A 6,725-nucleotide genomic window follows, 5' to 3' on the forward strand; every position below is an offset into this window, starting at 1 on the left:
GTCGCGACATAAGTTCGCGGCCCTATTTGATATATCATATATGAATTTTCCGAATTATCCTAATGCCACATCCAAGATCATCATAATGATAAATCCGCTCATGACACCAAAAACTGCAAAATGACGTTTGCTGGACAATGTCTGCTGTGCTTCGGGAATCAATTCTTCCACCACGACATAAATCATCGCTCCTGCAGCAAAAGCAAGTGCATAAGGAAGCAGCAGCTTCACTTTCGTTACTAGTAGTGCGCCAATCACCCCAGCGATTGGTTCAACGATTCCAGAAGCTTGACCGTAAACAAAGGCCTTTTTACGGCTCAGACCTTCTTGTCGCAATGGGATTGATACAGCTGCTCCTTCTGGGAAGTTTTGGATACCAATACCTAGCGCCACCGAAACAGCGGCTAATATAGCGGCTGTCGGATTATCCGCAGTTGCTGCTGCACCGAATGCTACCCCTACGGCTAAACCTTCAGGAACATTATGCAATGTAATAGAAAAAACAAGCAAGATTGTCCGCTTTAAATGGGTAGGCAATCCTTCTGCTTCATGTTGCGGTCCAAAATGCATATGGGGCAATGTTTTATCTGCCATATATAAAAACACCCCACCTAAACCAAATCCAATACTTACAACTAGCCAAGCAATGTCTCCATTTTCTTCTGCTTTTGTAATCGCTGGATCGAGCAAGGACCAAAAACTTGCAGCAATCATGACACCAGAAGCAAATCCTAACATCAAATTTAGCACTTCTTTTTTGATTTCTTTAAAGAAAAAAACCAATCCGGCACCAAGAGCTGTCATAAAATAAGTGAAAGCTGTCCCAGCAAGTGCTTGCTGCCAAGGATCAAGCCTCAATAGCCATTCAACCATGCCATTCCCCTCTCTTGAATCTATTTATGTACTACTCTAGCATATTCCCAAAAACATGACTACATTTTTGTGAAAAGACGAATTAGTTGGGATTTTCGATAAAAAGTTCTATACTCTAGATACAAAAAATTTATGGATCATCATTGCTAAAGGAGTGAAACACCATGTCAAAAATCAATGCAGGAGTCGCAATGGTAAAAGTTCTTGAAAGCTGGGGCATCGACCATATTTATGGCATTCCCGGAGGATCTTTCAATTCGATTATGGATGCGCTATATCACGAAAAAAACGAAATCAAATATATTCAAGTCCGTCATGAAGAAGTCGGTGCACTAGCAGCAGCCGCAGATGCAAAATTAACCGGGAAAGTCGGCGCTGTCTTCGGCTCTGCAGGACCTGGTGCGACACATTTGATCAATGGTTTGTATGATGCACAGATGGACCATGTGCCTCTAGTAGCGTTCTTAGGACAAGTCGCTTCTACATCCATGAACTATAACTCTTTCCAAGAATTAAACGAAAATCCTATTTTCGCAGATGTCAGCGTATACAATCGTACAGTCATGACGCCCCAAAGTCTTCCACATGTCGTAGATGAAGCCATTAAAGCCGCCTATGAGCATAAAGGTGTGGCTATCGTGACGATTCCTGTTGATCTTGGCTTTGAAGAAATTGATGAACAAGCTTTCTCTACTGCTCACACTCATAAAACAAGTGTGATATTACCAGAAGAAAAAGATCTGCTGGCTGCTTTGCCTTATCTTGAAAAAGCAAAAAAACCAGTTCTTTATGTTGGTCAAGGAACGCGAAACGGATTTCCGCAAATCAAAGAATTCTCAGAACATTTTTCAGTTCCTATTGTCGCTTCCGTTCTAGCAAAAGGAATTATTCCTGATGATTATGAAAACTTTCTTGGTTTTGCTGGACGTGTCGCTACTAAACCCGGAAATGAAGCATTGGCAGAAGCCGATCTGATCTTATTTGTCGGTAGCGACTTCCCGTTTGGACGTGCATTTTTTAATCCAACTGCTGAATTTATCCAAATCGATATTGATGCGTCAAAATTCGGACGGCGCCATGAAACATCTCTGTCGATTCTCGGTGATGCAAACACGGCTTTGCAAAGACTGGTCGAATTAGGTGATGCTCGTCCTGCTGATAGCTGGTACCTAGCAAATCAGGAAAATAAAGAAAAATGGGTAAATTGGTTGAAATCTTTTGAAAATCGTGAGGAAGAACCGATTCGACCAGAGGCTGTCTATAAAGAAATCAATCGGATTGCTGAAGACGATGCGATTTTCGTCACAGATGTCGGTAACACGACTATCCATTCTATTCGCTTATTAAATATGAACGGTAAACAAAAACATACAACCTCTGGATGGTTCGCAACTATGGGTAATGGTGTGCCTGGAGGAATTGCCGCACAACTAAGCTACCCAGAAAAACAAGTATTTACCTTAAGTGGTGATGGCGGATTTGCTATGGTCATGCAAGATATCATTACACAAGTCAAATATCAGCTTCCAATTATCAATGTTGTTTTTTCTAATGATTCTTTTGGTTTCATCGAAGCAGAACAAGAAGATACGGAACAAAAGAAATTCGGTGTATTTTTAGAAGATGCAGATTTCGGTAAAGTTGGAGAAGCACTCGGTGCAAAAAGCTTTACAGTCACAGAATACTCGCAACTTCGGTTTGCCTTTGATGCAGCCGCAAAATCAGATCGTCCTGTAGTGATCGATGTGAAAATCAATAACAAGCGCCCATTGCCAGTAGAAGATCTTCATTTAGATTCAAGAAAATATTCTGAAGAAGAAATCCAAGCATTCAAAGAAAAATATGAAGTCCATGATTTGCCAGTATTGAATGAATTATATGAAAAGAGGTTGTGACAACTGCGGTATGCTTCGAGTAATAAGAACGATGGACAGAAAATAGTTCCTCATATTTTCTAGGACGGCGATTTTATTACCGAGAAGCAGCAGGTGGAGCACCGTGTATCAGAGGTTGTGAAAAAGCTGCCCTGCATCAAGTAATAAGAACAGCCAAACAAAAATAGCTCGTCATATTTTTTCGTTTGGTGGGACTTATTACCGCAGATGCAAGCTTTTGAACACCGTGTATCAAGAGGTTGTGACAACTGCGGTATGTTTCAAGTATTAAGATAAAATTTGTGCCTATTACTTTTCACATTTTTGCATAAATTTGTCTCGACACCTAAAGATGACCTCGTGCATATTTGTCCATGATAAAAAAGCCAGCTACCAATTGCAACAGTCAAACTGTTACCGGAAGCTGGCTTTTTTATTTGTTTGATTTCACTTATCTAAACGCATAGACGATATGTGTGATGCCGAATAACATAAAATAGAACCCCACTAAAAAGCTTAATGTCAACGCAGAAGAAATTGGATTAAACAATAAGAAAATTCCTAATAAAATTCCTAAAATATTGACGATGATCGTAAACCAATAATATCCTTCACTTATTCCTCTTGCCAAGTCAGCAGTAAATAACGCTAAAACGGAATCAGCAATAAACCATACTGCAAAAACAAAAGGCAATGCTGCGACTCCTGCACCAATATTGAATAAGAAAAAGACGCCAACTAGAATATCGATGATCCCGATTATTAAGGGCATCTTTCCTTTATATCCTGTTAGCTCTTTTAATCTATTACGTACAAACAGTTCAAATATTCCTTTAATAAAGGCAAAAATCGCAAAGACTACTACAATTGCAACTAAATTTCCGACAGGGTCTTGAAATGATAACAATGAGACAAGTACAAATAAAATTCCCAAAATCAATGAGCCCCAGTCGATGGTTCTTTTTTCATCCATTTTCAATCCTTCTTTCATTTCTTTTACAGTTTTATAATACTCCCTCTTATAAATAACGTCAAAAATTATGCTGTTGCAAACTAAAAAATCCTATAGCAGCTATTTCTACTCCTCTTTTATGTTTATTTTCTTCATTCTGTTTCACGTGAAACACAAAGAATGTTCGATTGCCTTGAATCTTTTACCTTTCCCCTATATAATTCTATAAGACTTGTCAAAAACTAATAATGATAAAAGTGAGGAAAAAAATTGATTACTGTAAATGATGTGAGTTTGCACTTTTCAGACCGCAAACTATTTGATGATGTGAATATTAAATTTACCCCCGGAAACTGCTATGGCTTGATTGGTGCAAATGGTGCAGGTAAATCAACGTTCCTTAAAGTGTTATCAGGGGATCTGCAGCCTTCCACAGGTTCCGTTACTATGGGACCAGATGAACGGATGGCCGTATTGAAACAGAACCATTACGACTATGAAGACTATACTGTACTTGAAACAGTCATCATGGGACACAAGCGTCTGTATGAAGTGATGAAAGAAAAAGATGCGATTTACATGAAAGAAGATTTCACTGACGAAGATGGTATTCGAGCAGCTGAATTAGAAGGAGAATTTGCTGAGCTTAATGGATGGGAAGCAGAACCAGAAGCAGCTGTTTTACTGCAAGGTCTGAACATCCCTGAAGAATTGCACCATCAGCAAATGAGTGAATTGACTGGCGGACAAAAGGTAAAAGTGTTGTTAGCACAAACACTATTTGGTAAACCTGATGTTCTTTTACTAGACGAACCAACAAACGGTCTGGATATCCAATCGATCAATTGGTTGGAAGAATTTTTAATCAATTTTGAAAATACTGTGATCGTTGTCTCCCATGACCGTCACTTTTTGAACAAAGTATGTACACATATGGCGGATCTGGATTTTGGTAAAATCAAACTTTATGTAGGAAATTATGATTTTTGGTTGGAATCTAGTCAATTGGCGGCTAAGCTCCAAGCGAATGCAAATGCAAAAAAAGAAGAACAAATCAAAGAGCTTCAAGAATTCATTGCTCGCTTTAGTGCGAATGCATCAAAATCAAAACAAGCAACTTCACGTAAAAAAATGCTTGAAAAAATTACTTTGGACGATATCCAGCCTTCTTCTAGACGTTACCCATTCGTTGGATTCAAACCTGAACGTGAGATCGGAAACGACTTATTGCAGGTAGAAAATGTAAGTGTAACGATTGATGGAAAGAAAATCTTAGATGATATATCTTTTAATTTAAACAAAGAAGACAAGGTTGCTTTTGTCGCAGAAAATGATATAACAACAACAACGCTATTCAAAGTTATAATGGGTGAAATTACACCAGATACTGGAACAGTACGTTGGGGAGTAACAACAAGTCATTCTTATTTACCAAAGGATACAACGAAAGAATTCGACACGAATCTAACGATTTTAGACTGGTTGCGCCAATATGCAAGTAAAGAAGAAGATGACAACACCTTCTTAAGAAGTTTCTTAGGAAGAATGCTGTTTTCTGGTGAAGAAGTATTGAAACCAGTGAATGTTTTATCTGGTGGAGAGAAAGTCCGTTGTATGCTCTCAAAAATGATGCTTTCGAAAGCTAACGTACTTGTATTAGACGATCCAACGAACCACTTAGACTTAGAATCAATCACCGCATTGAATGATGGCTTGATGGCATTTACTGGCTCGATCCTGTTTGCCTCTCATGACCATCAATTTATCCAAACATTGGCAAACCGGATCATTGCTGTTTCAGATAAAGGTGTGATTGATCGGGCTGATACGACATATGATGAGTTCTTGGAAAACACAGATATTCAAAAACAATTGAATGAGTTATGGGCGTAACGGTCTATTTAGCTTAAAAAACAAAAAAACAGCGACCTCTAAGAGATAGGATGCTCATCTATCTTTTAAGAGTCGCTATTTTTGTTACATTCAAATCCTGGGCTTTTTTACAGAATGAGTTACTGCTTTTATCGACTGATTCCCATCGAAAAAATCGCGATACAGCCATAGCCTGTGTGACTGGCGATCGTTGGTCCTAAGGGATAAAGCTTCACATCTTTCATCTTTATCTGCTCTTCCAAAAGCCGTTTTGCCTTCTCCGCGCTCTCTAGATCCCCAGCGTAAGCCACATAAACGATTTGATCAAGTGGCGCAACGATTGTTTTTACCGTCTCATTGACGATTGTTTGGATCGACTTGTTCCTTCCGCGAACTTTGTCAACATTCGTCAGCCTTCCTTCTTTATCTACCGTAATAATAGGCTTTACACTCAATAGACTGCCCAGAGTAGCACTTGCTTTGGAAATCCTACCGCCTCGTTCTAGATACTTCAAATCGTCTACAGTTACCCATGAATGGACTTTCAAATAATTTTTTTCCAGCCACTCTAAGGTTTCTTCGATACTTTTCCCTTCTTTTTTCAATCTTGCAGCTTCCAATACTAAAAGCCCTTCCCCGATACTTGCAGCTTTTGTATCAAAAACATAGATCTCAGGGTCTTCATATTCTTCCTTCAGTAATTCAACAGCTTGAAGCGCACTGCTGTAAGAGCCGCTTAATCCACTGGAAAAAGCCACATATAAGACAGGAATCTGTTTTTCCGCATAAGAACGGAAAAATTCTAAATATCGGCCAACATTGATTTGTGATGTCGTAGGCATCGCACCATTTTTCAGCTGATTCATGTAGCGGTCATAATTGAATGTCTTTCCGAGATCATCTACTAACTCTTGATCATTCAATTGGAGATTCATTGATAAAAAATCAATTTTTTCTTCTGCTAATACGTGGTATGGCAGATCACAACAAGAATCTGTTACAATTTGATACACATTTTTCAACCCCTTCTCGTTACATTTTACCCTTATCGTCTATTATAGCAAATCTCTTGCGCTAGACACACTTTAACCGGTTTATTTTCGCAAGTTCTAATCAAAATAAGAGGTTGTGACAGAAGTGGTCAGCTTCAAGAA

General features: G+C 38.9%; 5 protein-coding genes. 2 read left to right on the forward strand and 3 right to left on the reverse strand.

Annotated elements, in window-relative coordinates:
* Nucleotides 1–54 precede the first annotated feature (54 nt).
* Nucleotides 55–873 (reverse strand): ZIP family metal transporter, encoded by an 819-nt coding sequence (locus tag HMPREF2961_RS04040; protein ID WP_002315479.1) that lies wholly within the window; start codon nucleotides 871–873, stop codon nucleotides 55–57.
* Between the two features lie 164 nt (nucleotides 874–1,037).
* Between HMPREF2961_RS04040 and spxB the strand changes: the two genes are divergently transcribed.
* Nucleotides 1,038–2,768, forward strand: coding sequence for a pyruvate oxidase (gene spxB, locus HMPREF2961_RS04045; RefSeq protein WP_002315478.1), 1,731 nt, complete (start codon nucleotides 1,038–1,040; stop codon nucleotides 2,766–2,768).
* Between the two features lie 430 nt (nucleotides 2,769–3,198).
* On the opposite strand, the gene HMPREF2961_RS04050 is transcribed toward spxB, so the two are convergent.
* On the reverse strand, nucleotides 3,199–3,720 hold the full coding sequence (locus tag HMPREF2961_RS04050; protein WP_024635765.1) for an HdeD family acid-resistance protein: 522 nt from the start codon (nucleotides 3,718–3,720) through the stop codon (nucleotides 3,199–3,201).
* A 249-nt stretch (nucleotides 3,721–3,969) separates the two neighbouring features.
* Between HMPREF2961_RS04050 and HMPREF2961_RS04055 the strand changes: the two genes are divergently transcribed.
* Nucleotides 3,970–5,592, forward strand: a complete 1,623-nt coding sequence (locus HMPREF2961_RS04055) for an ABC-F family ATP-binding cassette domain-containing protein (RefSeq protein ID WP_002315476.1) — start codon at nucleotides 3,970–3,972, stop codon at nucleotides 5,590–5,592.
* A gap of 128 nt (nucleotides 5,593–5,720) precedes the next feature.
* Here the strand turns inward: HMPREF2961_RS04055 and HMPREF2961_RS04060 are convergent, their stop codons facing one another.
* The gene (locus tag HMPREF2961_RS04060) at nucleotides 5,721–6,584 is read right to left on the reverse strand and encodes a DegV family protein (protein ID WP_002316532.1); all 864 of its coding nucleotides are present in this window, start codon (nucleotides 6,582–6,584) and stop codon (nucleotides 5,721–5,723) included.
* Nucleotides 6,585–6,725 lie beyond the last annotated feature (141 nt).

It is taken from the genome of Enterococcus sp. HMSC076E04, assembly GCF_001814285.1.
GTDB lineage: Bacteria > Bacillota > Bacilli > Lactobacillales > Enterococcaceae > Enterococcus_B > Enterococcus_B lactis.

Coding starts and splice junctions, on each gene's coding strand:
- HMPREF2961_RS04040 (WP_002315479.1), bottom strand. CDS start 873: ATGGTTGAATGGCTATTGAGGCTTGATCCTTGGCAGCAAGCACTTGCT.
- spxB (WP_002315478.1), top strand. CDS start 1,038: ATGTCAAAAATCAATGCAGGAGTCGCAATGGTAAAAGTTCTTGAAAGC.
- HMPREF2961_RS04050 (WP_024635765.1), bottom strand. CDS start 3,720: ATGGATGAAAAAAGAACCATCGACTGGGGCTCATTGATTTTGGGAATT.